29 protein-coding genes are annotated in these 21,818 nt (G+C 66.8%); 21 read left to right on the top strand and 8 right to left on the bottom strand.

The window, feature by feature from the left end:
* Positions 1-21: 21 nt before the first annotated feature.
* Positions 22-510 carry a type III secretion system chaperone gene (locus tag ACTPOE_RS14705; protein ID WP_458872991.1) on the top strand — a complete coding sequence of 163 codons (489 nt, stop codon included), beginning with the start codon at positions 22-24 and terminating at the stop codon, positions 508-510.
* A gap of 126 nt (positions 511-636) precedes the next feature.
* Positions 637-1,077 carry a CesT family type III secretion system chaperone gene (locus tag ACTPOE_RS14700; RefSeq protein ID WP_458872990.1) on the top strand — a complete coding sequence of 147 codons (441 nt, stop codon included), beginning with the start codon at positions 637-639 and terminating at the stop codon, positions 1,075-1,077.
* Positions 1,078-1,136: 59 nt separating this feature from the next.
* Here ACTPOE_RS14700 and ACTPOE_RS14695 read toward each other — a convergent pair whose 3' ends face one another.
* The 8 genes from ACTPOE_RS14695 to sctW are packed head-to-tail and all read right to left on the bottom strand — an operon-like array spanning position 1,137 to position 7,625.
* Entirely contained in the window at positions 1,137-1,403 is a 267-nt protein-coding gene (locus ACTPOE_RS14695; RefSeq protein WP_458872989.1) for an EscF/YscF/HrpA family type III secretion system needle major subunit, read from the bottom strand.
* 26 nt (positions 1,404-1,429) lie between these two features.
* On the bottom strand, positions 1,430-1,687 hold the full coding sequence (locus ACTPOE_RS14690; protein WP_458872988.1) for a hypothetical protein: 258 nt from the start codon (positions 1,685-1,687) through the stop codon (positions 1,430-1,432).
* A 14-nt stretch (positions 1,688-1,701) separates the two neighbouring features.
* On the bottom strand, positions 1,702-3,048 hold the full coding sequence (gene sctD / locus ACTPOE_RS14685) for a type III secretion system inner membrane ring subunit SctD (protein ID WP_458872987.1): 1,347 nt from the start codon (positions 3,046-3,048) through the stop codon (positions 1,702-1,704).
* A gap of 55 nt (positions 3,049-3,103) precedes the next feature.
* Positions 3,104-5,200, bottom strand: coding sequence for a type III secretion system export apparatus subunit SctV (gene sctV, locus ACTPOE_RS14680; RefSeq protein ID WP_458872986.1), 2,097 nt, complete (start codon positions 5,198-5,200; stop codon positions 3,104-3,106).
* A gap of 9 nt (positions 5,201-5,209) precedes the next feature.
* Positions 5,210-5,602, bottom strand: a complete 393-nt coding sequence (sctY, locus tag ACTPOE_RS14675; protein ID WP_458872985.1) for a type III secretion apparatus assembly chaperone SctY — start codon at positions 5,600-5,602, stop codon at positions 5,210-5,212.
* A 4-nt stretch (positions 5,603-5,606) separates the two neighbouring features.
* Positions 5,607-6,005, bottom strand: coding sequence for a type III secretion apparatus assembly protein SctX (sctX, locus tag ACTPOE_RS14670; protein ID WP_458872984.1), 399 nt, complete (start codon positions 6,003-6,005; stop codon positions 5,607-5,609).
* Positions 6,006-6,018: 13 nt separating this feature from the next.
* Complete coding sequence (locus ACTPOE_RS14665; protein WP_458872983.1) at positions 6,019-6,402, bottom strand: type III secretion system chaperone family protein; 384 nt, start codon at positions 6,400-6,402, stop codon at positions 6,019-6,021.
* Positions 6,399-7,625, bottom strand: a complete 1,227-nt coding sequence (gene sctW, locus ACTPOE_RS14660) for a type III secretion system gatekeeper subunit SctW (RefSeq protein WP_458872982.1) — start codon at positions 7,623-7,625, stop codon at positions 6,399-6,401. Before sctW ends, ACTPOE_RS14665 begins: the two co-directional genes overlap by 4 nt.
* Positions 7,626-7,829: 204 nt before the next feature.
* Here sctW and ACTPOE_RS14655 point away from each other — a divergent pair, with 204 nt between their 5' ends.
* The 19 genes from ACTPOE_RS14655 (at position 7,830) to sctU (ending at position 21,815) form a co-directional block, all read left to right on the top strand.
* Positions 7,830-8,471 carry a hypothetical protein gene (locus tag ACTPOE_RS14655; protein WP_458872981.1) on the top strand — a complete coding sequence of 214 codons (642 nt, stop codon included), beginning with the start codon at positions 7,830-7,832 and terminating at the stop codon, positions 8,469-8,471.
* Entirely contained in the window at positions 8,468-8,761 is a 294-nt protein-coding gene (locus ACTPOE_RS14650; RefSeq protein ID WP_458872980.1) for a hypothetical protein, read from the top strand. The genes ACTPOE_RS14655 and ACTPOE_RS14650 overlap by 4 nt, the downstream gene beginning before the upstream one ends.
* A gap of 69 nt (positions 8,762-8,830) precedes the next feature.
* Positions 8,831-9,334, top strand: a complete 504-nt coding sequence (locus tag ACTPOE_RS14645) for a SycD/LcrH family type III secretion system chaperone (RefSeq protein ID WP_458872979.1) — start codon at positions 8,831-8,833, stop codon at positions 9,332-9,334.
* Positions 9,335-9,431: 97 nt separating this feature from the next.
* The gene (sctB, locus tag ACTPOE_RS14640; RefSeq protein ID WP_458872978.1) at positions 9,432-10,646 is read left to right on the top strand and encodes a type III secretion system translocon subunit SctB; all 1,215 of its coding nucleotides are present in this window, start codon (positions 9,432-9,434) and stop codon (positions 10,644-10,646) included.
* 10 nt (positions 10,647-10,656) lie between these two features.
* Complete coding sequence (gene sctE / locus ACTPOE_RS14635; protein ID WP_458872977.1) at positions 10,657-11,934, top strand: type III secretion system translocon subunit SctE; 1,278 nt, start codon at positions 10,657-10,659, stop codon at positions 11,932-11,934.
* A gap of 28 nt (positions 11,935-11,962) precedes the next feature.
* On the top strand, positions 11,963-12,442 hold the full coding sequence (locus ACTPOE_RS14630) for a SycD/LcrH family type III secretion system chaperone (protein WP_458872976.1): 480 nt from the start codon (positions 11,963-11,965) through the stop codon (positions 12,440-12,442).
* A gap of 71 nt (positions 12,443-12,513) precedes the next feature.
* Entirely contained in the window at positions 12,514-12,897 is a 384-nt protein-coding gene (locus tag ACTPOE_RS14625; protein WP_458872975.1) for a hypothetical protein, read from the top strand.
* Positions 12,898-12,912: 15 nt separating this feature from the next.
* Complete coding sequence (locus tag ACTPOE_RS14620) at positions 12,913-13,320, top strand: EscI/YscI/HrpB family type III secretion system inner rod protein (protein WP_458872974.1); 408 nt, start codon at positions 12,913-12,915, stop codon at positions 13,318-13,320.
* Positions 13,320-14,171: a type III secretion system inner membrane ring lipoprotein SctJ gene (sctJ, locus tag ACTPOE_RS14615; RefSeq protein ID WP_458872973.1), complete on the top strand. Its 852-nt coding sequence runs from the start codon at positions 13,320-13,322 to the stop codon at positions 14,169-14,171. Before ACTPOE_RS14620 ends, sctJ begins: the two co-directional genes overlap by 1 nt.
* The gene (locus ACTPOE_RS14610; RefSeq protein ID WP_458872972.1) at positions 14,168-14,809 is read left to right on the top strand and encodes a SctK family type III secretion system sorting platform protein; all 642 of its coding nucleotides are present in this window, start codon (positions 14,168-14,170) and stop codon (positions 14,807-14,809) included. The genes sctJ and ACTPOE_RS14610 overlap by 4 nt, the downstream gene beginning before the upstream one ends.
* Complete coding sequence (locus ACTPOE_RS14605; RefSeq protein ID WP_458872971.1) at positions 14,779-15,417, top strand: HrpE/YscL family type III secretion apparatus protein; 639 nt, start codon at positions 14,779-14,781, stop codon at positions 15,415-15,417. The genes ACTPOE_RS14610 and ACTPOE_RS14605 overlap by 31 nt, the downstream gene beginning before the upstream one ends.
* A gap of 14 nt (positions 15,418-15,431) precedes the next feature.
* The gene (sctN, locus tag ACTPOE_RS14600; protein WP_458872970.1) at positions 15,432-16,772 is read left to right on the top strand and encodes a type III secretion system ATPase SctN; all 1,341 of its coding nucleotides are present in this window, start codon (positions 15,432-15,434) and stop codon (positions 16,770-16,772) included.
* Positions 16,769-17,281: a type III secretion protein gene (locus ACTPOE_RS14595; RefSeq protein ID WP_458872969.1), complete on the top strand. Its 513-nt coding sequence runs from the start codon at positions 16,769-16,771 to the stop codon at positions 17,279-17,281. The genes sctN and ACTPOE_RS14595 overlap by 4 nt, the downstream gene beginning before the upstream one ends.
* Positions 17,278-17,838 (top strand): hypothetical protein, encoded by a 561-nt coding sequence (locus tag ACTPOE_RS14590; RefSeq protein WP_458872968.1) that lies wholly within the window; start codon positions 17,278-17,280, stop codon positions 17,836-17,838. The genes ACTPOE_RS14595 and ACTPOE_RS14590 overlap by 4 nt, the downstream gene beginning before the upstream one ends.
* A 22-nt stretch (positions 17,839-17,860) precedes the next feature.
* A complete protein-coding gene (gene sctQ, locus ACTPOE_RS14585) occupies positions 17,861-18,994 on the top strand; it encodes a type III secretion system cytoplasmic ring protein SctQ (protein WP_458872967.1) in 1,134 nt (377 codons plus the stop codon).
* Positions 18,991-19,677, top strand: a complete 687-nt coding sequence (gene sctR, locus ACTPOE_RS14580) for a type III secretion system export apparatus subunit SctR (protein ID WP_458872966.1) — start codon at positions 18,991-18,993, stop codon at positions 19,675-19,677. The genes sctQ and sctR overlap by 4 nt, the downstream gene beginning before the upstream one ends.
* 7 nt (positions 19,678-19,684) lie before the next feature.
* Positions 19,685-19,951: a type III secretion system export apparatus subunit SctS gene (sctS, locus tag ACTPOE_RS14575; RefSeq protein ID WP_458872965.1), complete on the top strand. Its 267-nt coding sequence runs from the start codon at positions 19,685-19,687 to the stop codon at positions 19,949-19,951.
* Between the two features lie 14 nt (positions 19,952-19,965).
* Entirely contained in the window at positions 19,966-20,766 is an 801-nt protein-coding gene (gene sctT / locus ACTPOE_RS14570) for a type III secretion system export apparatus subunit SctT (RefSeq protein WP_458872964.1), read from the top strand.
* Positions 20,763-21,815 carry a type III secretion system export apparatus subunit SctU gene (gene sctU / locus ACTPOE_RS14565; protein ID WP_458872963.1) on the top strand — a complete coding sequence of 351 codons (1,053 nt, stop codon included), beginning with the start codon at positions 20,763-20,765 and terminating at the stop codon, positions 21,813-21,815. Before sctT ends, sctU begins: the two co-directional genes overlap by 4 nt.
* Positions 21,816-21,818: the final 3 nt, after the last annotated feature.

Here is a 21,818-nt window from a genome sequence, read left to right as displayed (position 1 = left end):
ATGGAATCACAGGAGCGCCGCATGTCTCTCTCTTCATACCAGGCCTTGATCGCCGAACTGGGCCGGACGCTGGGCATGGCCGACATGGCGGCGGGCGAGGACGGCTACGTGGGACTCATGGTCGACGGTCACGAGATCCACATCCAGCACGAGACGGAGGACGACGAGGTCATCCTGTTCGCCCGCCTGCCCGAAGTCGATCCGGACCGCCGGGACGCGATCTACGCCATGTTGCTGGCGGCCAACCTGTTCTGGCAGGGCACGCGAGGGGCGACCTTCAGCGCCGATTTCGACACGGGCCGCGTCTTCCTGGCGGATCGGCGCGCGTGGGCGGGCCTGGATGTGGAATCGCTGTCGGCCTGGATCGAACGGTTCGCCAACGTGGCGGCCCATTGGCGCGAGCGCATCGAGGACGCCAATGACGGCGGCCCCCTGCGCACCGGCGGGAATGACCCGGACACCGGTCCGGGCACTCCGCCGGACATGCCGACCGGTGGCATGTTCGCATGAGCCGGCCCGGATATTCATCCGTGGAGCGGCCGGCGCCCTCTGGTTTTCGCCCTCTGTTCAATCGCGCCGATCCGACGTATTTTTATCAATTCATGAACCCGTGCGCCCTTGATGAGTGATTCATTCATGTCCGTCGATTCTTCCTTTATCCGCCTGATCGCCGAACTGGGTCACGATCTGGGCATCGCGGGTCTGGCGCCTTCGGACGAAGGCATCTGCCAGTTGGTGTTCGACGGCCGGCACGTGGTGCAGATGATGCATCTGCAGGCGCGCGATCTGGTCCTGGTCTCGTGCCGGCTGGCGGATCACGGCATCGACGCCGGCCAGGCCGAACGCATGGCCCGGGCCAATTTCATGCAGGCGGGCCATGGCGTGGTGTTGTGCGTCGATCCCGAGGGCCGGCCTTGCATGCAGGCGGCCCTGGGTCCGGCCGGATGCACCGCCGCCGCGCTCTGCGCTCTCCTGGAGTCCCTGCTGGATCAGGCCGAGGCCTGGCCCGGAGCCCAGGACCGCGCGACCGGCGCCTCGGGCGTGCGCGATCCTTCCGTATTCCTGCAGTCGGTCTGAGCGTGCGGTTCCCGCCCCCGCGGGCGGGGCCGGGTGCCGGCGTCGGACGCGCCGGCGGTTCAGGACGACTTCTGGATGATGCCCTTGAGCGCGTCGGCGATCTGCTTGGTGATCGTGCTCTGAAGATCGATCATCATGGTCCATTGCTGAGTTTGCTGCTGGAGCATCAGCAGGTCCATTTGCGAGATGTTGCCGTCGGCGTCCGCACTGAGATGGGTGATCGTGTCGCGCAGATTGCTTTCCTGGGAGCGCAGGCTGCTGTAGAGCGTGTCGTTGAGCGTATTGAAATTCAGGCCGCCGCCGGCGCCGGAAATGTGGAGTGCCATGATATGAGCTCCGGATGGGAAGGAAGTTAAAAGGGGCGGGCCGGCTCGCGCGGAGCCGGAGGCGCCGTGTCGTTGGCCGGCCACGAGGCCAGGATTTCGCGCGCGGCGGCGGCGGCTTCGGCGGCGGCCTGCCAGGCGGAGAAATCCTGGCGTGGCAGGCCGCCGGCCATGCGGGCGCGCAGCGATTGCTCCAGCCGGGCCGCCCGTTCGGCCAGCGCGTTCCGCAGGGCGGCCCCGCCGGGGGCGGCCAGACGGGTTTCAAGATTGGTCAGGGAGAGGGACATGACGAGATCCGTATTCAGCGCGGTACGATAGCGTGGCGGGGGCCGTCGAAGGTCAGGCGGTGTTCCTCGATGCCGGTCAGACGGTAGCGCCGGTAGATTCCCCCTACGAGTAATTTACGCCCATTTTCCAATACGATGAAGGGGGTGTGCCCGCCGATGACGCTGCGGATGCCGAAGGGCACGGAGTCGGCGGGCAAGCCGGAGTCGGGCGGAGTGGCCACGTCGAAGAAGCGGTGATTGAATTCCGCCAGGATGGCTTCGAACCGGATCGCCTGGGCGTCGTCCAGGTCGGAGGTATTGACCAGCAAGTGATGGCGGTCCCAGCTCAGGACGACGCCGCCGAGTCCGGCTTCCGCGAGTTCCCGGGTCAGGATGTCGGCCACGGCCGTGGCCGACAGGACGGCATTGTCCATGATGACGATCCCCGGAAGCTTCGCGCGCACGGCCTCGACCGCCGCCGCGCGGTCCGCGTCGCCGGCGGCGATCCCCAGGATGCTCAGGCGGCCTTCGCCGTCGTAGCGGGGTTCATATTTGACGGCATGGTCCTCCAGGGCCGCGCGGGCTGTCCGGAGCACATCGGCTTCGACGCTGACTTTCATGGCGGGCATGGGCCATATCTGTGTCAGCGCGGAGGCCAGCGCGTCGCGCTCGGCCTCGGTGCGCACCCAGCCGGAGACCTGCGCCGCGCCGTCGGACGTCATGGCCGCGCGCAGTCTGGAAGCCATGCCCAGGCGGTCGAGGGTCGCCTGGATCAGGGGCAGCGATCGCTCGGCGGCGGAGCGGGGATCGGGGCGCTCGGGGGCGGACGGGGCGGTCGGCGGCGGGGATAGCCAGGCCTGCGCCAGCGCAATGAGGATGGCCAGGCCCGCGGCGGTCAGCGCGGACGTCGTGACCCTGGATCGCCTGCGCCGGGGCGGAACGGGAGCGTGCGCGGCGGTTGCCGGGCGCGGATCCGTCCGGAGGGGGAGGGGAACAGGCTCCGCATCCTCGTCCAGGTCGGCGGGCCGGGCGTCCGGGTCGGAGACGGCGTCGGCCGAAGGGTCGTTGGCCGCCTCCGGCGGTTCCGCCCATGGATCCGAGAGGCGGGACACCGTGATCCAGATATGTCCGAGGGCGCGCGGCTGGTTGAAGGAAGCGCCTGGCGGCGCGGACGCGCCATCGTCCGCGCCGTCGTCGTCGGCGGGCGCCAGCTCCCAGCCTTCGTCGGCCAGCCGCAGGCGCGCGGCCCGCGCGGGCATGCCGGGGTCGGTCAGGATGATGTCGCAATCGGAGTCGGCGCCCACCAGGTCGTTGTGGAGGGCCGGGCAGCGCGCCTCGCGGTGCAGGCCGGAAAGCACGCGCAGTTCGAGCGCCTCGTTCATTCTCCGGGCCTCCGCTCGGGGCGCCGTCGCGCGGGATGGCGGGCGAGGGGCGCGGTCATAGTTCCACCCGGGCCAGGGGCTGCACATTGATTTCCGGGGTGAGCTCCTGGTAGGACAGCACGGGCAGTTCGTACAGGTCCTGCTCGATCATCTTGCGCAGGTAGCGGCGGATGTCCATGGAGGTGAGCAGCACGGGCTTATGGACGTTGGCCGCGATGTCGCCCACGGTCTTGCGGATGTTCTCCACCAGTTTCTTGGAGGCGCCGGGGTCCAGGGCCAGATAGCTGCCGGCAGAGGTCTGGCGGATCGCGCCGCGGACGGTTTCCTCGACGTCTGGGGCCAGCAGGTAGGCGGGCAGGATGTTCTGGCCGCTGGAGTACTTGTGGCTGATGTGCCGCTTGAGCGATATGCGCACATATTCGGTCAGCAGGACGGAATCCTTTTCCTTCTGCCCCCATTCGATCAGCGCCTCCAGCACGGCCCGCAGATTGCGCACGGAAACATCTTCGGACACCAGCCGCTGCATGATTTCGGCGATCTTCTGCACCGGCATTACCCGCAGGGCCTCCTTGACCAGATCGGGAAAGCGGTCCTCCATGGCGGTCAGCAGGAAGCGCGTTTCCTGGATGCCGATGAAGTCCGAGGAATACTTCTTCAATACGAAAGCCAGGTGCCAGGTGAGGATCTGGTGGGTGTCCAGGCAGGGGATGCCGGCGGCGGTCAGCATGGGGACGTGCGAGGCCTCGGTCCACAGCGTCGGGATCCCGGGCAGGAAGGGTTTGTCCGTGGCGTGGGGCACCTGCAGCGCCTGGAGGTTCTGCTCGGTGTCGCGCACCAGCACGTGGCCGGGCCGCAGCCGGCCCTGGGACACCGGAACCTCGGAGAGCAGGATGAGGTAGGTGTTCTCGGGCAGGGCGTCGTTGAAGCGCAGCTGGATCCCCGGGAAGGGCACCCCCAGGTCGAAGTACAGCGCGCGGCGGATCTTGAGCAGTTCCGTGTTCAGTTCGTCGGCGTCGAAGTGCCGTTGCAGATCGGCCGCCACGTCCATCATCAGCGGCAGGGTGGGGGCGAACTCGGTGCCGCCCTCGGTCCGGAGCTTGGGCGCGGGCTGGCCATCGGCCGCCAGCGCGGGGATCTCGGTGATTTCACCGGTCTTCTCGTCCACGACCTTGCGGGTATTGCGCAGCAGCACGAAGCCGATCGTCCCCACCACGGCCGCCAGGGCGAGGAAGGTGAGGGTGGGCATCCCCGGGATCAGACCCATGCCCAGGGCCACCGCCGACGCGATCAGCAGGGCGCGGGGCTGGGCCAGCACCTGGGCGCCGATGTCTTTGCCGACGTTCGACGGGCCGCCCTCGCCGGTCTGCACGCGGGTCACGATGATGCCCGCGCAGATGGCGATGAACAGGGCCGGGATCTGGGCGATCAGGCCGTCGCCGATGGTCAGGATGGAATACACCTGCACCGCCTCGCCGGCGGTGAGTCCGCGCTGCATCGTGCCGATGAGCATGCCGCCCAGCAGGTTGACCGCGACGATGATCAGGCCCGCGATGGCGTCGCCCTTGACGAACTTCATGGCGCCGTCCATGGCGCCGTAGAGCTGGCTTTCCTTCTCGACCACGCCGCGGCGCTTGCGCGCCTCGTCCATGTCGATGGTGCCGGCGCGCAGGTCGGCGTCGATGGACATCTGCTTGCCCGGCATGGCGTCCAGCGAGAAGCGGGCCGCGACCTCGGCCACGCGCTCGGCGCCCTTGGTGATGACCACGAACTGCACGATGGTCAGGATCAGGAAGACCACCAGGCCGACGATCAGGTTGCCGCCGACCACGAAATTGCCGAAGGTCTCGATGATGTGGCCGGCGTCGCCCTGCAGCAGGATCAGTCGCGTGGTGGCGATGGAAATGCCCAGCCGGAACAGGGTGGTGACCAGCAGTACCGAGGGAAAGGACGAGAAGGCCAGCGGCGAGGGCAGGTACATGGCCACCATCAGCAGGATGGCCGACAGGGTCATGTTGGTGCCGATCAGCACGTCCACCAGCGAGGTGGGCAGCGGCAGGATCATCATGAAGATGATCGAGACGATCAGGACCGCGAGGACGATGTCGTTGCGGCTGGTGAGGAGATTGACGGCGCGGTTGAGGATTTGCTGCATGAGAGCGGCTCAGGGTGACTCGGCGGGTTCGGCCTGGCGGGCGCGCAGGCTGACATAGATCCGCATGGCGGCTTCGGCCTCGTCCTCGCGTCCCAGGGCGACCAGGGTCTGGGCGCGGACCAGATGGAAAGCGCCGGTCAGGCCACCCTGGAGCGCCACGCGGTCCAGGGTGCCCAGGGCGGTTTCGGGTTTGCCGGAACGCAGTTGCGCCAGAGCCAGCGAGATGCGCAGGCGCGCGTCGGCCAGGCCCAGTGCGTCGAGCGCGGCCAGGAGCGCGGCGGCTTTCTCGGGACGGTCATGTCTCAGATAGACGTAAGAAAGCAGATCCAGCAGCGCGGCGCCGTGTTCGCCCAGCAGGTGGGCCGCGCCGGGGGGCGGAGACGGATCGGAAGGGGGACGCATCCCGTCATCCCTGATAGAGGGCGCCGCGATACATGGCGACCAGTTCGCGCAGATTGGTTTCTTCCTTGAGCAGGCGCACGGCGCGGTTGAGCGTGCGGCTGTCGCCGCCGTTCTCGGCCAGGCGGGCGAGCGCCTTCAGTGCCTCGCGCAGGGCCTCGGCGAATTGCGAAGGCATGAGCAGGTCGCGGTCGCTGATGTCGGGGCGCAGGGCCTCTTCCAGGAAACGCTGGATATTGGGTTTGTCGAGCAGCTGATCCAGCTGAGCGAGCGCGGGATCGTCGGAAGGCGCCAGATTGCGTCGTTCCGGAAGATCCTGGGCGGTCCGCTCATTCCCGCGGGTATGGACAATGGTGTCGATGCCGTGGTCGAAGCGGATGAGCCGGTTGGGTCGGATATCTGGCATGAGAGCTCCGGATTCAGGGTTCGGCGTCCAGGGCGTCGAGCCAGCGCGACAGGTATTCGAGCGCCTGGCGCAGGCGCAGCTCGGTGAATTCCTGTTCGCCCAGGCGCGTGAGCGCCAGCAGGTGCGGGGTGCCGTCATGGTCGCGCAGCGCCGGCTGCACCGGCCAGTCGTCCAGGCGGCTATGGTGGGCGTGCTTGCAGGCGCGCCGCAGCCAGTCTCCGCTGTCGTAGGGGACCGGCCGGGCGATGTAGATGAGAAGATCCGGGTCGGCCAGCTCCAGGCCCAGCAGATGATTCGATGCCGAGAGGAAGAAGGCCTGGCCCCGCGCATCGAAACACAGGTCGGAAAGACCCTCGGCCTCGCCGAATTGCCGCAGGACGGCGGCGGGGCTGCTCATTGGCGGTCCTCCTCCGCCTCGATGGCGGTGTTCAGGGCGGTCTGGATGGCGGTCACGGTGGCCTGTTTGTCATCGACGGTCGGGAACACCTGTTCGGGAAAGGCTTTCATCACGTTCTTCACGCCGGTCAGGAACGCCACCCGGCCTTCGATCGAGGTGACGCCGTGTCGTTCCGCCAGCGTCGTGAAGCGCCCCTCGGCGAGCCATTTTTCTCCTGTGATCCCCACCAGATCCCGCATCAGGCGTTCGTCGTCCGGCTCGCCCAAGCCCCTGGCGCGGAGGCCGACGGACAGTTCGGCGCATCCGTCGAGCGCGGTCACGGCGACCTCCAGCAGATACAGGTCGCGGGTGAGCGCCCGCAGCCGGCTGGTCGAGGTGGAGGGTTGCGTCGAGGACAGGTCCGCCCCCAGGGTCAGGATCATTTGCTTCAAGCCGCGTTCCGCGTGCTTGCCGCCGAATCGTTCCAGGGCCAGGGCCAGGGTCTCGCTCAGGGTGTTTTCGCCCAGGACGACGTCGCGGTAGGTGTCCTGGAAGGACTGGACGCCTTGGGCGTCGGTCGCGAATGCCCCGGCATTGCCCAGGGCATTGATCCCGGCCCGGATCCAGGGGCCGCTTTCAATTTCGAGATCGGCGAGCGCGTCTCGCAGCGACTCCAGCCGCTCGGGGTCGGCGCCTTCCCGCTCGCCTTTTTTCAGGGCGTATTGCAGGGCCAGGTATTGCTGCGATACGTCGCCGAACGCGTCCCGCGCCTGTTGCGTGGGCGCCTGCCGGTTTTTCAGCAGTTCACCGGCCAGCGCCTCGAGCCTGGACTCGGCGTCCGGATCCCGCGTCTGCCGCAGCAGCTCGACGATGTCCTCGGACCGCCGCGATTCCGCGGGGCGGTCGGGCTTGAGCTTGCGTTCGGTGTGATGCTTGTTCTCGATCTTGCCGGCCATGAACAGGCTGGCTTCCTCGGAGATCTCGTCGAGCGAGGGGGGCGGGAGGAACTCGCCTTCGAACCCGCCCGCCTGCAGGCGGGCGCTTTCCTGGGTTTGCCGGGCGCCGGCCGTGGAGCGGGTGTTCCCGGACCGCTGGCTGGAGACATTGCCCCCGGGCCGGCCGCCGCCCCGCGCGCCGCCCCCGGCCCCCCCGGTCCGCGGATTGGGGGCAGTGTTTCCGACGGAAGGCTGGCCGGACGGGATGGGACGCGGGACGTGCCCGTGGGGAGAACCGATTTGGCTCATGAGAAGGCAAAGCCTCAAAAAGCTGCTGTGAGCGGGTAGTAACAGTCAGGCGGCGGGAAGTTCCATGGAGTGGGCCTATGGGGCACCGCTCCAAGGGTTTTCCCTGATGTTTGGGGTGGGAACTCATGGGCGCCTTCTCGTTACCCACGGGGCATGACACCCAGTACGGGTGCCGACTCAACGATGAGATAAGGAGTGGTTGTCATGAGCATAACGACGGGTTTTGTTGGCGGCATGGGTCAGGTGGATTTTTCCAAGTTGGAAATATACGAGGCCATAAGGGTTGTGTTCATGGGTCGCAAGGACAGGATGGAGGCGCTTGCGAGAAGCGTGGTCGATGAAATACAGGCCGTGAACGAAAAGATGGATCTGCTGAGCCAGTTGAGAGACAAACTAGAGGCGTTTCTCAAGGAGATCAAGGGTGGAAATCCCGACGATAAAGCGGAGGACTGGAACAGAGATAAGATCAAAAGCATTGAAATACCGATCAATGACCTGATGAAAAAATTAGGTCTGGAGGGCGGGGTCGATGGGATTACGGGTCTTTCGCCAAAGGGGACCAAAGGCCAGCGCACCCCCATCCCGCCGGAGCAGAAGACACCTAACCATGATGGCATTGAGATTCAGGGCGACGGCGTGGTCAATGGCTCTGCGACCCGGGGCGCGCTCGAGCAATTGAAGGCCTATGCCGGCTCGCAGAACAGCAATCAAAGCAATTTGAGCCAGTCCCTCATGCTGAAAGCGCAGTCCACGACGAACAAGCTGACTGAGGCGAGCGATGCGTTGAGCTCCTTCCAGAAAACACAGAACGACACGAACCGGGGCATTATGGCCAATATGCGATGAGCAAAAAAAACCCTGAAGAGATCAGGCGTGAAGCCGGCGCGCTGGTCGAGCGGATGCGGCAAGTCCTGGCGGACTCCGGCGGCCTTTCCCAGGCGGATATGCAAGCGCTGGTCGCCGGCCTGAGCGAGCGGCAAAAGGCCAAGGTCGAGGCCGATCTCGAAGAGGCGATCCGTAAGGACATGGAAGACATCGAGCGCGAGGTCGCCGAGGGAATCGCGCGTCTGGGTTTTGAGTCGGCCGATTCCAGTCCCGGCGCAGGCCGCCCGCGCAAGATGCGCGACATAATCTGAGCCCGGCTCGTCCGTTCCTCTCTTCCGGAGGCGGGCGGGCTCGGTTCTGCACACATCACAGGGTGCGCGATGAGTATGCAGATCAATGCGGGATGGGCCGTGCCGGAGATGGAGTCCATCGTTGAAAATCTGATCGACCTCTGGAAATCAGGGGGAACGCTGGCGCAGGCCATGGGCCTGTGCGGCGAGGAATGCGAGGCCCTGTATGCCTATGGCTATGCCTTGTACGCTCAGGCCAAATATGGGGATGCGGTCAAGATCTTCACGCGGCTGGTGGCCCTCGATCATTTGGACTCCCGCTATCAGATGGCGTTGGCCTCGGCCATGCAGATGACCGGGCGTTATGAAGCCGCCCTGGAGCAGTACGTGATCGCGACGCTGCTGCGAGTTGACGACCCGGCTCCGGTTTTTCATTGCGCGGAATGCCTGATCGCATTGGGGCGGCTCGAAGACGCGCGCGTATCGCTGAATCTGGTCGTGGAGTCCTTGTGCAAGGCGGGTGAGCACGATGTCATCAAGGCGCGCGCCCTGGCCCTGCTCGAAGGGCTTCGGCTCGGGGCGGCCGGCCATTAGCGTGCCTCAGTGGAACGATTTTCACCGAACGGCCACCCAACCCATACCATTCGGCGCCTGCGGGCCGAGCCCCATCCTAATCTACTGGAGCCTCGTCATGACGAATCCCCTGCAATTCCACCGCCCTTCGCCGCTTGATACCTACTCCATGAACAATGCGCCATCGCCGGATCGAGTCGCCGGGGAAAGGTCGAAACAGGCCGGTATTTCTGTGGAGACCGTGCTCGAGCAGGTCAACCTCAAAACCGATGCGGATGACATCGATGGCGTCTTGCCCGCGCCCGCCGGCCATGCGCTGACGAGTAATCCTTTGGGAAGTCTCAACGGGAAAAGCGTGCTCGGCGACATCTGGGAACTGATGTCGGCGTTTCAGTCTTTCGCTCAGTTGTTGCGTGATGTGGGGTTCAAGCAGAGAACCTTCGATATGCAGGCTCAGATCACGGACTTGATGAATGCCGCCGAGGAAATCGCGCAAGCGGCCATCAAACGTTTCGTGGGGGCCTGCATTTCGGGCGGGGCTCAGGTCCTCGGCGGGCTCGTGACGATGGGGATGGGTGCCGGCGGAGCGCTCGCGGGCGCCAAGGGCATTGCGCTTGGCAAAAATCCCGCGGTCAGCAAAGGTCCCGTGGTCGGCAAAGGTCCCGTGGTCGGCAAAAATCCCGCCCAGAAACTGGCCGGTAATTCCATGGATAGCGACGGTATTGAGCTCCGCACTTTCAGTGAACCGAGCAACGTTAAGCCGTCCAGCAAAGATTTCGTCCGGGAACCGGCCAAGTCCGGTCAGGAACCGCTCCATTCCGCTCAGGAACTGGTCGCCCGGAAACCGGTCAGTTCCGCTCAGGAACCGCCCGAGTCCGGTCAGGAATCGCCCCATTCCGCTCAGGAACTGGCCGCTCGGCAGGAACTGGATACCCAGAAACTGGCCGCCCGGCGGGAACTGGACGCCCAGAAACTGGCCGCCCGGGAACTGGACGCCCAGAAACTGGACGCCCAGAAACTGGCCGCCCGGGAACTGGCCAGCAGGCAGTGGCTCAACGCCGGGACGGCGTTGTCTCATACGTCCCAAGGGGCGGGCAGCGGCCTGTCAGGCATGGGTTCGATGATGGGAGGGGGCGCGGAAGGTCTCGCGGCCGGGCATGATGCGGAGAAAACCAGGCTCGAGGCCGATGCCAAGAAGCGTGACACGGACTATGCGCAGGACAACGAGCTGGTGCAGCAGTATCAGCAGGCCATCGACGATGCGCGAGGCGCGTTGCGGACCATGGTTCAAGCCTATAACGACGCCAATCGCAGCGCGGTGCAGAAAATTTAGGAGCGTGTCCATGGCTGCGAAGATTCTCTCCTCCGGACCGAATTACGCGCCGTCGCCGGACCCGTTCGTCGAGGGTATGGGCGGCGACGAGCAGGCCGTCGGCGGTTTCACGTTCGGCAAATCCAGCGACGAACGGCCGAGGTCCGTCGATTGGGATGCGGGCGCCGGCCTGCCGAGCGACTCCAATCCCCTGGTGAATGCGCAAGGGGCGCCGAGCATCCCCGCACCCGACCCGCGCGTTCAGAATATGAGCCTCTATGACATCGGTATTTTGTTGAAGAGCCTGTCCAGCCGGGATGTGCAGGTCGAGACGCTCCAGAGAAGCCTGGAGTCGCTGCGCCAGGGGGCGGACCAAAACCTCAAGCTGCAGTTGCAGAATATCCAGGAATGGACCGATAGGTGCCATGAGGCCCAAACGCTGGGCACGTGGTGCAAGATCGCCAGTTGGGCTGGCGCGGTCCTTGCTGTCGGCGTTTCGGTTGTGGCCGTGACGTTGTCGGTCGTTCTCACGGTGATCACGGGAGGAGGCGCCGCCCCCTTGCTGGTGGTGGCGGCTGTCGGCGCCGTAGGCGTGATCAGTTCGACCGTTTCCCTGGCAAGCATGGCCTCGATGGAAGCGTTCGGAGCCGGGGCCGAACTCAGCTTCGGCAACCTGGTTCAGCAAACGGTCGGCTCGATCATGACCCGACTGTTCGGTGTCGACCCCGTGGTGGCTGAAAACGTTTGCAGGATCGTAGCCGCCATGGCGGTGCTGGCGGTGCCTGTTTTGGTTCTGTTCGAGCCCTCGCTGATCGGCAATATGGTGCAGGGCGCTCTTTCGCTGGCCGGGGTGGACCCGCAGATCGCCGCGCTCATCGGCGTGGGCGTCACGGTTGCCACGGCGCTTGCGACCGGGATTCTTCTGATGGTTGTCACGGCGGGGGCGTCCCTGGCCTCGTCGACAGCCACGGTCAGCGCCAAGGTGCTCGAGGCCGCGATGAAGGGGTTCTCCGGTGTCATTGCGGGCACTTCCGCGATTGCCTCCGGGGGCATTCAGGTGACGCAGGGCGCTCTGAACATCGCCAAGGCCAACGCGGTGAGAGAGAGCGAGGAATCGGTCGCGGATAGGCAGAGAATCGCAGCGGAGATGGTCAAAATTAATAAACGACGAGAAGAAGATCAAAATGAATTGAAGAAGCTGTTCGATCTGATTGAAGAAAGCACGCGGGCCGTCAGCGATCAGATTGCCGCCATTTCGGCGAGCATGAAGACAATCAATCAGAAAATCGCAGGCAGAATGCCGGCCTGATCGGCAGGCCGGTAACCAGGAGAACTCCATGCCCCAAGGCTCCACCGCGACCCGCGACCCGATCAGCCAGCAACTCTACGACGGGCTGAAGGCGCTGCCGTCCAGTGCCCGCCTGAACGACGCCCAGCTCGAAACGATCTACGCCCTGGCCTATGCATATGTCACCCAGAAGCGGTACGCCCAGGCGCTGCCGGTGTTCTCGATCCTCTCGATCTACGGCCCGACGCACAGGCACTATCTCGCCGGGCTGGCCCTGTGCCTGGAAAAATGCGAACGCTACGAAGAGGCCATCGGCGCGTATTCATTGCTGATCATGCTGTTTCCCGGCGATCCGCAGCCGGCTTTGCAGGTCGCGGAATGTCAGCTGAGGCTCGGGCGCGTGGACGAGGCGATCCAGGAACTCGATCGCGTGTTGCGTTGCATCGGGGAATCGGGCAGTCGATACGCCGCGCTCGAGCCGCGCGCCCGGGTGCTGCGCGACCTGGCCGGCAGGCAGGTTTCAGGATGAAACGCGCGCGCACTGCGCCGTCGGGCGCGAGTCCGCCCGGTTTTCTAGCCGCCTCTTCGGAGACGGCTTTTGTGCTTGAGGCCGCCGACGCCCATTTCCTGACCGAGGTCGGCATGCTGGCGGCCAGCCGGGGGGATGTGCCGCATGCGGATGCGATTTTCAACGCGCTGCGCCGTGCGCGGCCGGATCGCGCCTACCCCCTCGTGGGACTGGCCGTCGCGCGCCTGAACGCGGGCCGCGCGGCCGAGGCCGCCCGCCTGTTCGAGGACGCCGATTTCGTCGATCCGGAGGAACGGGCGCTGGCGCGGGCTTGGCGTGGCTTGGCGCTGCAACTGTCCGGACGCGTCGCCGAAAGCCGCCGGGCGCTGGCCGACGCCGCCGCGCTGCCGGGCGAAGGCGGTTTGCTGGCCCGGCGGATGCTGGGGCTCGACCGCGAGGTATCGGATGATGTTTGATCGAGGAGCTTGATCGTGGAAATCGCCGCGCTTTCCGCCGCCCTGGCCGTCCAGACCCCGTCCATGGCCGGCCCCGCGCCGCGCGCCGATCCGGCCGCGCTGGCAACCGAACGGTTCAACGCCATCATGAACGGGCCCGATGTCGTCGGCGCGCCGCCGGCGCCGTTCGCGGCCGCGCCGCCGGACGCCGCGCCGACACTGGGCGGCCAGATCCTCAATGGCCTGCGGGGTGTCGCGGCCGATGTCTCCGGCAGGTGGGAGGACATCGCTCGCGGCCTGGACAGCATGGGCGCGCGGCCCGCGGCCGGCGAGATGCTGCGCCTGCAGACGGAACTGCTGAAGGTTTCCGTGCAATATGAACTGGTGGGCAAGGCGGTGTCGGGCACCACCGATGATATCGATACGTTGGTCAGGATGTCTTGATGGCTCCATTCCGGTCGTTCTTGACGCATGCCCCGCTGTTTCGAGGCCCGCGGCTGGCGCTCGCCGCGCTGGTCCTGACGGTCCTGTCCGCCTGCGGGTCCAGCGTCACGCTGTATTCCTCCGCCAGCGAAGGCGAGGCCAACGAACTGCTGTCGGTACTGCTCGACGCCGGCATCCATGCCGACAAAGTCCTGGGCAAGGAAGGCGTGGCCGTCTCGGTGGACGGCGCCCAGGTGGCCCGCGCCCTGGACATCCTGCGTACCCAGGGTCTGCCGCGCGAACGCTTCGACGGCATGGGCCGGATCTTCCGCAAGGAAGGCCTGGTGTCCTCGCCCCTGGAAGAACGCGCCCGGTATATCTACGCCCTGTCCCAGGAGCTGACCAACACCCTGTCGCAGATGGACGGCGTGCTGGCGGCGCGCGTGCACGTGGTGCTGCCCGAGCGGGGCGAGATCGGCGAGGCCGCCACCCCTTCGACGGCGGCCGTTTTCATCAAGCATCGGGTCGGCTATTCCTTCGACGCGCTCAAGCCGCAGATTCGCCAGTTGATCACGCACGCCATTCCCGGCCTGACCGAGGACAGGGTCTCCATCAGTCTGGTGTCGGCCCAGCCCGGCGCGGGTCCGGAACGCGCGCTTCCCGTCCTGACGTCGATTCTGGGGTTCCAGGTGTCCCGGGATTCGGCCGGCGGACTGTGGCTGCTTCTGGGGCTGCTGGCCTGCCTGATCCTGGCCCTGGCCGGCGGCCTCGGCTACCTGCTGTGGCAAGGGGACGCGTCGTTCCTGCGCGCCGCCCTCGGGAAGCGCCGGAAGCCGGCCGCCCCCGCGACCGCGCGCGGAGGCTCCGAATGAGCGCCGCGGCCCTTTTCGGCGCGCGGCTGCTGACGTTCAATCTCTTGCCCAGTCTCGCCTTGCATCCCAGCCGGCATGCGGCGTTCGGCGCACCGGACCGGCCCGTGCCGGCGGCCTGCGCGGCGGCCTGGCATCGGCACTGGTCCGCCGCGATTCTGCGCCGCCTGGACTTGCATGAGCGTCCCGTCCTCGACGCGGACCGGCCCGAGCTGGCGCTGGCCTTGCTGCCCCCGGACCGGCTGGCCCGGATCGCGCGCCACATGGGCGCCGCGATGTGCGCGCCACGCCTGCGCCGGGCCATCGTCGGTGTGGAGGTGAGGCAACTGACGGCGGCGCTGGGGTCCGAGACGCTGGATTTCGCCCGCCACGCGGAAACCGGGCCGTGGTCCCGTCCGGCGGACGAGGAAGCTGGTTCCGCGGCGGCGCTGGCGGACCGGGTGGACCGGATCGGCCGCGCCGCCCTGCACACGATTTTCCAGGCGGCCGGACCGGAACTCGGTCTGCGGGCCGGACTCAGGCTGGAAGCCGGGCCGGCCGACGACGCGCCGGACGATATCCCGGATATTCTGGGCCTGGCCCTTGGCGTTTTAGAACGGGTCGAACCGATATGGCATTCCTCGTTTCCCGCGACGCACTGAATCCCCGCCTCCTGGCGGCGACGCCGGACCCGGCGGCCCGTGTGCTGCGCGCGGCCGACTATGCCGCGCTGGTCCAGGCGCGGGCCATGCTGGACCAGGCCGGCGCGCAGGCCGACGCCATTCTGGCGGGCGCCCGCGACGCTTTCGAGGCCGAGCGCCGCCGTGGCTACGAGGACGGCAAGCGGCAGGCCCTGCTCGACCAGGCCGAGAAAATGATCGAGATCGTCGGCCGTACCGTCGATTATTTCGCGGGCGTGGAAAACGAAATGGTCGATCTGGTCATGGCGGCCGTGCGCAAGGTCGTCGACGGCTTCGACGACCGCGAGAAGGTCGTGGCCGTGGTGCGCAACGCGCTGGCCGTGGTGCGCAACCAGAAGCAGATGACCCTGCGCCTGCATCCGGACGACGTCGAGGTGGTGCGGGCGGGCATCAACGACATCCTGGCCGCCTATCCGGGGGTCGGCTACCTGGATCTGCTGCCCGACGCGCGCCTGGCGCGGGGCGCCTGCATCCTCGAAAGCGAGATCGGCATGGTCGAGGCCAGCCTCGAAGGGCAGATCGAGGCCCTGCGGGGCGCGTTCCAGCGCATGCTGGGCAGCCGGATATAGGGCGGGCGACGGAAATGCGCCATTTCGACTACATCACCGAAATGATGGAAATCGCGCTGCAGGACACGCCGACCTTGCGGATCAAGGGGCGGGTGACGCAGGTCATCGGCACGATCATCAAGGCTGTCGTGCCGACCGTGAAAGTGGGCGAGGTCTGCATTCTGCGCAGTCCGGGCGAGGCTTTCGAGATGCGGGGCGAGGTCGTCGGCTTCGCCCGGGATGCCGCGCTGCTGACGCCGCTGGGCGACATGTACGGCATTTCTTCGGCCACCGAGGTCATCCCCACCGGGCGGGCGCATATGGTGCCCGTGGGGCCGGGGCTGCTGGGCCGGGTGCTCGACGGTCTGGGCCGGCCGCTCGACACGGCCGATTATGGCCCGCTGGAGGCCAGCAAGTTCTATCCGGTCTTCGCCGAGGCGCCCGATCCGTTGACGCGTCGCATGATCGACAAGCCTCTGGAACTCGGGGTGCGGGCGCTGGACGGCTTGCTGACCTGCGGCGAAGGCCAGCGCATGGGCATCTTCGCGGCGGCGGGCGGGGGCAAGTCCACGCTGATGGGCATGCTGGTCAAGGGCGCCGACGTGGATGTGACCGTGGTGGCGCTGATCGGCGAACGGGGACGGGAAGTGCGCGAATTTCTGGAACGCGACCTGGGACCCGAGGGGCGCCGCAACAGCGTCATCGTGTGCGCCACCAGCGACAGGTCCTCGATGGAGCGCGCCAAGGCATCCTATGTCGCCACGGCCATCGCGGAATATTTCCGCGACCAGGGTAAGCGGGTGCTGTTCCTGATGGATTCGGTGACGCGCTTCGCCCGCGCGCAGCGCGAGATCGGCCTGGCGGCCGGCGAGCCGCCGACGCGCCGGGGCTATCCGCCGTCCGTGTTCGCGACCCTGCCCAGGCTGATGGAGCGGGTCGGCATGAACCAGCACGGCTCCATCACCGCCCTGTATACCGTGCTGGTCGAGGGCGACGACATGACCGAGCCCATCGCCGACGAGACGCGCTCCATTCTGGACGGGCACATCGTGCTGTCGCGCAAACTGAGCGCGGCCAATCATTATCCGGCCATCGACGTGCTGGCCTCCACCAGCCGGGTCATGAACGCGGTGGTGACGGACGAGCACAAGCGGCTGGCGGGCCGCATCCGCGAGCTGATGGCCAAGTACCAGGAGGTCGAACTGCTGGTGAAGATCGGCGAATACAAGCGCGGCGGAGACGCCGTGACCGACGAGGCCATCGACAAGATCGACGCCATCAACCGTTTCCTGCGGCAGAGGACAGACGAGCGTTCGGCCCTGCCCGACACGCTCGAAGGCATGGCCGACATCGTCGATGGGAGGGTGGCCGCGTGAAAGTATTCGACGAACTGCTGACCATCAAGCGTTTTCGAGAGGAGCGGGCGGAACTGGCCGTGATGAAGCAGCGCCGGGCCCTGGCCGACGCCGAACGGTGCCGGGTCCGGGCGCTGGAAAGCCTGGACGAATATCGGAACTGGTCGCTGTCGCGGGAGCGGGGGCTGTACGGCGATCTGTGCGCCCGGCTGGTGCATGTGCGCGACATCGAGGATGTCATGCGCAGCGTGGCCAGCCTGCGCCAGGGCGAGCGCGATCACGAAGCCCGCGTCGACGAGGCTGCCGAGCGGGAGCGCCTCGAGGCCGAAACGTTGGACCAGCGCCGCGAGACCCATCGGGAAGCCTCGCGCCAGGTCGAGAAATTCATGCGGGTGGTCGGCCGATACGAGGCCGAGCAGTCCCTCGAACTGGAGCGTCGGGATGACCTGGAAATGGAAGAGATCGCGGCCGTGGCGCGCGACCGCGACGACTGGTCGCGGCATGACGACTATGAGCCTGAGCGATCATGAATGAACGCCGGATCGATCTGAACATCGGCCTGGGCCGGAACATGCCGGACCCGGAGCGGCGGGATCCTGGCGGTCCGCGCCGCGAGGCGTCCGACGCGGACCGCCAGGCCTTTGAGCAGGCCCTGGCGCGGGACGGCGGGGCGCCGCCGGAGGCCGCCGAGTCGTGGACCGGAGCGCACCGGCCGTTCCCGCTGTTTCCGGGTCCGGCGGCGTCCGTCGCGGCTTCGGCCCCGCCCGCCGCCCCGATCGGGCTCGCGCGGGCGCTGAACGAGGCGGCCGACCGCGTGCTGGTGGGCGAGGGCGGCGGTCGCCGCGAGGTGCGTCTGGACTTGAAGGCGGAGGTTCTGCCGGGCGTGGTTTTGTCGGTCTACGAGGAGGAAGGCCGCATGGTGGCCGCGTTTTCCTGCGCCAGCGAGGCCTCGCGCGAAACCCTCGATCATTGCGCGCAGGCGCTCGCCGACGAGTGGGCCCGGTCGCTGGCGCGGAGCGTGCTGGTGCGGGTGGGTACGGATGATCCCGAAGACCCGTGTCCGCGCGAAGCGGCCGCGGCCGTGTGATCGGGACCGTCGCATGGATGCCATGAATTCCGTCATCGCCGCGCCCGTCTCCCTGCCGGGCCTGACCGCCGGCCAGGCCCGGGCGCTGACGCTGATCGCGGCCCGCGGCGCGGATCTGCGCGTGAGTTTGCCGGCGCTCGAGGGCGCCGATGCCGCGCCCGGCGTCTGGCGCCTGAGCCTGGCGCCGGGCGCGTCGGACGCTTTGCGGCGGGCGGCGAGCCACCGGGTCGATCTGAAGTGGGCGGGCGCCGCTTTGCGGCTGCGGCTCCCGCCGGATGCCTTGACGGCCTGGGTCGATGCCCGTCTTCCGGACCTGGGGCCCGGGGATCTGCCTGAGGCGCTGCGGTCCGCCGCTCTGGAAACGCTGTTGGCCGAGGCGGTCGCGGCATTGTCTTCCTCCTCCCCCGGGGGGCCGGTTCGTGTCGTGATCACCGCGGACGCCGCGGAGTTGCCCCATGCCTGGACGCTGGTCGCCACCGCCCGGGAGCGCGGCGAGACGGCTCTGGCGGTACTGGAGGCCGACGACCTGGGGGTGATGCTGCTGGCCGATCTGTTGAGCCGCGCGCCGCCGGGCGCGGCGGATGTGATCGATGAGTCGGCCCTGCCGGTGCGCCTGCGCGCCGTGCTCGGGTGGGCCGGCCTGCCGGCCGCCGACCTGCGCGCCCTGGGCGCGGGCGACGTCGTCCTGCTGGACGAGTACCTGGTCGGCCCGGGAGGCGAGTTGTGGCTGGGCATCCCGCGGGGCCAGGGCCTGCGGGTCCGCGCCGAACAATCTTCCTATCTCGTGACCCAAGGCTGGACTTCCCTCATGACGCCGACCGACCCTTCCGCTGAAGACGCTTCGAGCTTCGACTCGATGGATCTCGATGACGATACGGAGGCCGAGCCGTCGGACTTCGACGATCATCGGGACGCCGAACCCCTGGACGTCGACGAGATTCCGGTGCGGCTGACCTTCGATCTGGGCGACCGCGTCATGACGCTGGCCGAACTGCGCCAGCTCAGGCCGGGCGCGGTGTTCGACCTGAGCCGGCCGCTGTCGGACGGCCCGGTCATGATCCGCGCCAACGGCGCGCTGATCGGCACCGGCGACCTGGTCGAGGTCGACGGCCGCATCGGCGTGCGCGTCGGCGTCCTGGGCAAGGGAGCGCAATGAGCGGCAATTTCGATCCCATCAGCCTGGCCGTCGCGCTGGCATTGCTCGCGCTGTTGCCGCTGGCCGCCGTGATGACCACTTCCTTCCTGAAGCTGGCGGTGGTGTTCTCGCTGGTCCGCAATGCCCTGGGCGTGCAGCAGGTGCCGCCCAACATGGCGCTCTATGGCCTGTCCGTGATCCTGTCCGTCTACGTCATGGGACCCGTCGCGCTGCAGGTCGGACATGAACTGCGCGCGGTCCGCGAGTCGCCGGCGCAGTCGGCCGGCGCGGCAGGCGCGGCCGGCGGCGACCAGATCGGGGCCATGCTCGACGCCGTGGCGCGCGGCGCCGAGCCCCTGCGCGCCTTCATGCTGAGAAACAGCCGGCCGGAGCAGCGGGACTTCTTCGTGCGCACCGCCCGCCAGTTGTGGGGCGAAGCCCAGGCGCGCGATCTGCGTCAGAACGACCTGATCGTCCTGATCCCGGCCTTCCTGGTGTCGGAGCTCGCGGCGGCGTTCCAGATCGGCTTTCTCCTGTACCTGCCGTTCGTCATCATCGATCTGATCGTGTCCAACATCCTGCTGGCGATGGGGATGATGATGGTGTCCCCGGTGACGATCTCCATGCCGCTCAAGCTCTTTCTGTTCGTCATGATCGACGGCTGGACGAAGCTGATCCAGGGCCTCGTGCTCTCCTATTCCTGAGGCGCGCATGGGCACCATCGACATCGTCTCCTATCTGACCCAGGCCCTGTACCTGACCCTGTGGCTGTCGCTGCCGCCGATCGCCGTGGCGGCCATCGTGGGGACGCTGTTCTCCCTGTTCCAGGCGCTGACGCAGATCCAGGAACAGACCCTGTCCTTCGCCGTCAAGCTGATCGCCGTGTTCATCACGCTGCTGCTGACGGCGCGCTGGCTCAGCGGGGAACTCTACAACTATGCCATTTCGGTGTTCGATCTTTTCTACAAGATCCGATGAGCGGGGGGCGGGACATGCACGATGGCGCGATGTATGCGGAAATCCAGGCATTCCTGGGGACCTGGGCGCTGACGCAACCCAGGATACTGGCCTTGTGCGCCATGCTGCCCTTGTTCAACCGGCAACTGCTGCCGGGCCTGTTGCGCCATGGGATTTGCGCGGCCCTCGGCCTGGTGCTGGTCCCCATGCTGGCTCCGCACTATGCCGAGCTCGATCCGGGGCTGGCGGATCTGGCGCCGCTGGTCGTCAAAGAGGTTTTCGTCGGCTTGACGATGGGCTTTCTGGTGGCGTTGCCCTTCTGGATCTTCGAGGCGGTGGGTTTCGTCATCGACAACCAGCGAGGGGCCAGCATGGGCGCCGTCATCAATCCGGCGACGGGCAATGATTCCTCGCATCTGGGCATTCTTTTCAATCAGGCGTTCCTGACGTTTTTCCTGGTCGGCGGCGGCTTTTCGCTGATGCTTTCGCTGCTGTACGACAGCTTCCGCCTCTGGGATCTGTGGTCCTGGTCGCCCGCGCTGCGCGCGGAGAACGCGCCGCTCATGCTGGATCAGCTCAGCCGCTTCATGCGGCTGGTGCTGCTGTTCGCCGCGCCGGCCGTCGTCGCCATGTTCCTGGCCGAACTGGGACTGGCCCTGATCAACCGCTTCGTGCCGCAGCTGCAGGTGTTCTTTCTGGCCATGCCCATCAAGAGCGCGCTGGCGTTGTTGGTGCTGGTGCTGTACATGAGCACGTTGCTCGGGCATGCTGACGATACGGTCCGGGACATTCCCGGTATCCTGCCCTTCCTTGACGATCAATGGAGGCTGCCGTGAGCGAAGAAAAGACCGAGCAGCCGACTCACAAGCGACTGCGCGAGGCGCGCGAAAAGGGCGACGTCGCCCACAGCAAGGACTTCACCCAGACCTTGCTGCTTCTGGCGCTGATGGGCTATATGCTGGGCAACGCCTCCAATCTGATCGAATCGCTGGAGCGGATATTGCTCGTGCCGGCGGCGCTGGCGGGCACGCCCTTCGAGCTCGCGCTCAAGACCGCGCTGGAGGCGACCCTGCGCGAGGCCCTGGGGCTGGTGCTGCCCTTCGTGCTGATCGTGCTGGGCATCGGCCTGTTCGGCGAGTTCCTGCAGGTCGGCATCGTGCTGGCCTTCAAGAAACTCATCCCTTCGGGGCAGAAGCTCAATCCCGCCAGCAATCTCAAGAACATCTTTTCCAAGAAGAACCTGGTCGAGTTTCTCAAATCGTCGATCAAGATCATCTTTCTCTCGGCGCTGGTCGCGATGGTGGTGCGCGACGCGCTGCCGCAGCTGATGTCGGTGCCGCACAGCGGCCTGGCCGGCCTGCGGATCGGCGTGGGGGGCATGCTGCGCACCCTGCTCGCCAATGTGGCGCTCGCCTATACCGTGATCGCCCTGGCCGATTTCGTCTGGCAGCGCATGCAGCACCGCAGGCAGCTCATGATGAGCAAGGAAGAGGTCAAGCGGGAATACAAGGAAATGGAAGGCGACCCCCATATCAAAGGCAAGCGCAAGCACCTGCACCAGGAAATGGCGATGCAGGGGGCTGTCCAGAGCGCGCGCAAGGCCACGGTACTGGTGACCAATCCGACGCACGTGGCGATCGCGCTGTACTACGATCCGGACGAGACGCCGCTGCCCGTGGTGCTCGCCAAGGGCGAGGGCGCCCTGGCGGCGGAAATGATGCGCGCCGCGCGCGAGGCGGGCGTGCCTGTCATGCGGAATGTTCCGCTGGCGCGCGCGCTGCTGGCCGACGCGTCGCTGGATCAGTACATCCCGAGCGAGTTGATCGAACCCGTCGCCGAAGTGCTGCGCCTGGTGCGCAAGCTGGCGGCGGAATCACCGGAGTAGAAC

Source organism: Castellaniella sp. WN, assembly GCF_054457555.1.
Note: the sequence above shows the minus strand (reverse complement) of the source record. Positions and strands in the feature narration are given on the sequence as shown.

Coding starts and splice junctions, on each gene's coding strand:
- sctX (WP_458872984.1), bottom strand. CDS start 6,005: ATGCCAGATATCCGACCCAACCGGCTCATCCGCTTCGACCACGGCATC.
- sctQ (WP_458872967.1), top strand. CDS start 17,861: ATGAATTCCGTCATCGCCGCGCCCGTCTCCCTGCCGGGCCTGACCGCC.
- ACTPOE_RS14645 (WP_458872979.1), top strand. CDS start 8,831: ATGAGTATGCAGATCAATGCGGGATGGGCCGTGCCGGAGATGGAGTCC.
- sctV (WP_458872986.1), bottom strand. CDS start 5,200: ATGCAGCAAATCCTCAACCGCGCCGTCAATCTCCTCACCAGCCGCAAC.
- ACTPOE_RS14690 (WP_458872988.1), bottom strand. CDS start 1,687: ATGTCCCTCTCCCTGACCAATCTTGAAACCCGTCTGGCCGCCCCCGGC.
- sctS (WP_458872965.1), top strand. CDS start 19,685: ATGGGCACCATCGACATCGTCTCCTATCTGACCCAGGCCCTGTACCTG.
- sctW (WP_458872982.1), bottom strand. CDS start 7,625: ATGAGCCAAATCGGTTCTCCCCACGGGCACGTCCCGCGTCCCATCCCG.
- sctE (WP_458872977.1), top strand. CDS start 10,657: ATGGCTGCGAAGATTCTCTCCTCCGGACCGAATTACGCGCCGTCGCCG.
- ACTPOE_RS14705 (WP_458872991.1), top strand. CDS start 22: ATGTCTCTCTCTTCATACCAGGCCTTGATCGCCGAACTGGGCCGGACG.
- ACTPOE_RS14650 (WP_458872980.1), top strand. CDS start 8,468: ATGAGCAAAAAAAACCCTGAAGAGATCAGGCGTGAAGCCGGCGCGCTG.
- sctD (WP_458872987.1), bottom strand. CDS start 3,048: ATGAACGAGGCGCTCGAACTGCGCGTGCTTTCCGGCCTGCACCGCGAG.
- sctN (WP_458872970.1), top strand. CDS start 15,432: ATGCGCCATTTCGACTACATCACCGAAATGATGGAAATCGCGCTGCAG.
- sctY (WP_458872985.1), bottom strand. CDS start 5,602: ATGCGTCCCCCTTCCGATCCGTCTCCGCCCCCCGGCGCGGCCCACCTG.
- ACTPOE_RS14610 (WP_458872972.1), top strand. CDS start 14,168: ATGAGCGCCGCGGCCCTTTTCGGCGCGCGGCTGCTGACGTTCAATCTC.
- ACTPOE_RS14655 (WP_458872981.1), top strand. CDS start 7,830: ATGAGCATAACGACGGGTTTTGTTGGCGGCATGGGTCAGGTGGATTTT.
- ACTPOE_RS14630 (WP_458872976.1), top strand. CDS start 11,963: ATGCCCCAAGGCTCCACCGCGACCCGCGACCCGATCAGCCAGCAACTC.
- ACTPOE_RS14605 (WP_458872971.1), top strand. CDS start 14,779: ATGGCATTCCTCGTTTCCCGCGACGCACTGAATCCCCGCCTCCTGGCG.
- ACTPOE_RS14695 (WP_458872989.1), bottom strand. CDS start 1,403: ATGGCACTCCACATTTCCGGCGCCGGCGGCGGCCTGAATTTCAATACG.
- ACTPOE_RS14665 (WP_458872983.1), bottom strand. CDS start 6,402: ATGAGCAGCCCCGCCGCCGTCCTGCGGCAATTCGGCGAGGCCGAGGGT.
- ACTPOE_RS14700 (WP_458872990.1), top strand. CDS start 637: ATGTCCGTCGATTCTTCCTTTATCCGCCTGATCGCCGAACTGGGTCAC.
- sctT (WP_458872964.1), top strand. CDS start 19,966: ATGCACGATGGCGCGATGTATGCGGAAATCCAGGCATTCCTGGGGACC.
- sctJ (WP_458872973.1), top strand. CDS start 13,320: ATGGCTCCATTCCGGTCGTTCTTGACGCATGCCCCGCTGTTTCGAGGC.
- ACTPOE_RS14590 (WP_458872968.1), top strand. CDS start 17,278: ATGAATGAACGCCGGATCGATCTGAACATCGGCCTGGGCCGGAACATG.
- sctB (WP_458872978.1), top strand. CDS start 9,432: ATGACGAATCCCCTGCAATTCCACCGCCCTTCGCCGCTTGATACCTAC.
- sctR (WP_458872966.1), top strand. CDS start 18,991: ATGAGCGGCAATTTCGATCCCATCAGCCTGGCCGTCGCGCTGGCATTG.